Origin of the sequence: Deinococcus aerolatus (assembly GCF_014647055.1) — a bacterium.
GTDB classification, from domain to species: domain Bacteria; phylum Deinococcota; class Deinococci; order Deinococcales; family Deinococcaceae; genus Deinococcus; species Deinococcus aerolatus.
The window spans coordinates 1-1,785 of the sequence record NZ_BMOL01000059.1; the positions used below are offsets into that span (position 1 = coordinate 1).

Annotated in this window: 1 protein-coding gene; it reads left to right on the forward strand. The window is 61.0% G+C overall.

Annotated elements, in window-relative coordinates:
* The coding region (locus IEY31_RS18480) for a malectin domain-containing carbohydrate-binding protein (RefSeq protein WP_229723777.1) at window positions 1–1,538 on the forward strand (1,538 nt) is incomplete at its 5' end.
* Between the last annotated feature and the right edge of the window lie 247 nt (window positions 1,539–1,785).

Here is a 1,785-nt window from a genome sequence, read left to right on the forward strand (position 1 = left end):
TGACGGATGCGGATGGAGATATCGCATATGACCGTGCTGACTGGGCCAATGCCAGACTGGCCTGCCAACTGAGTCAGGTCACGCTGGAAAGCCGTGACGGCGGCCCTTTCGCGGATCGGATGGTCTTCAGCCGCATCGGGTCACTTGCCACTCCGCCCCCCAACGGCGTGCATGACCGCGCCACCGTGCGCGTCAGGAACACCGGCAGCGGCCCTGTGAAGGTGACCGGTCTACCCATCACGGGTCCCTGGACGCTGGACCCTGCGCCCACCCTACCGGCCACCATTGCTGCGGGCGGCTTTCTGGATGTTCGGCTGCGCTTCACAGCGGAGAGCGGCAAGTTTCACGCGGGCACAGTGGGTGTAGCTACCAACGCACAGGCCGCCCCTGGCCAGACCATCCAGCTCTCTGGACTGTGGCAGAGTGTGTCCGAGAACAACCAGGAACCGTACCTGGAAGACATCGTTCAGACCGCCTTCGGCTTCAAGACCGTCTTTGCGCCCAGCAAGAACAATAATGCCCTAAACGGGATTAATCAGAAGGGCAAGGTGACCCCGCAAGGCGACGAGGTGATTGCGCCGTACTGGCAACGGGCCGATTCCAGCCAGCCCGTGACCGTTCAGCAACTGGCGGCCTACCACACCCAGGGGGACACCTCGAAGTTGCGCTGGTTCACTAAGGGTGCGGCCGACAGCAATACAGTCCTCACCCAGAAGGGAGTGGACGCCCAATCGGTTCTGCCGCGTAGGGACGGCTCGGAAGAGCTGGCGATTACCACCTTCATGCCGTCGGCCCAGACGTTCGGGTTCAAGGTGGACAGCGAGAACAGCGACCCGACGTTAAACAACCAGACCAAGGACCGCAGCAATGGCTGCAAGGATCCCTGCGGCCAGCATGTGCGGTTCTTCAAAGCCAAGGACCCGAAGGGCAACGTCATGCCCAATACCTACCTACTGATCATGGATTACGCAGGCATTAATTACGACTACAACGACAACATCTACCTGATCAGCAACATAAAGCCCGCCCCGATCCTGATCAATGTCGGTCTGGCCGGCAATGGGGCAAGCACCACCGATCCTGCGGGCAACGTGTGGGTCTCGGACCGGGACCGCAACGGTTACGCGCTGTTCGCGCCAGCCACGGCCAAGGATGAGCCGGCGGGCGGCTCCAACCCGAACCTTGACATCTTGGGCACCACCAACGATGCGCTGTACCGCAGCTACCGCGGCAACGTAGGCATTGTGCCGCAGACAGACAGGCAGATCAGCTTCAATATTCCGTTAGAAAACGGGCCGCAGACGCTCAAGCTGCATTTTGCGGATCTGGCGCACACCACGCCTGGAAAACGGGTCTTTGATGTAACGGCCGAGGGTCAGAAGGTGCTGTCCGACCTGGATATCGTCAAGGACGCTGGCGGCGGCAACACGGCGCTGGTCAAGACGGTGAACACGACGGTCTCGGATGGAATCCTGAACCTGACCCTGAGCGCCTCGGTGGATTATCCTTCCCTGGCGGGCATCGAGATTGTGCGCTGAGCGCAAGCGGGCGACACGGTTGCTGAGAAATATCCTGCCGCCCAGTCCGGCGGTCCGGGTCATGTCATGAGAAAAGGGGGGACAAGAGCGATGAGATCAGCAGTACCCAGGGGAGCACCGAAAAAAAGAGTATTGAGAGATCTGGCCACCATACTGCTGGGTATGGGCCTGTTGATCGGTTGTGCACCGTCTGACCCCCCCAAACCGCCCCCAGAACCGGAGAACCCGTATGCGGGCGGCGCGGCGT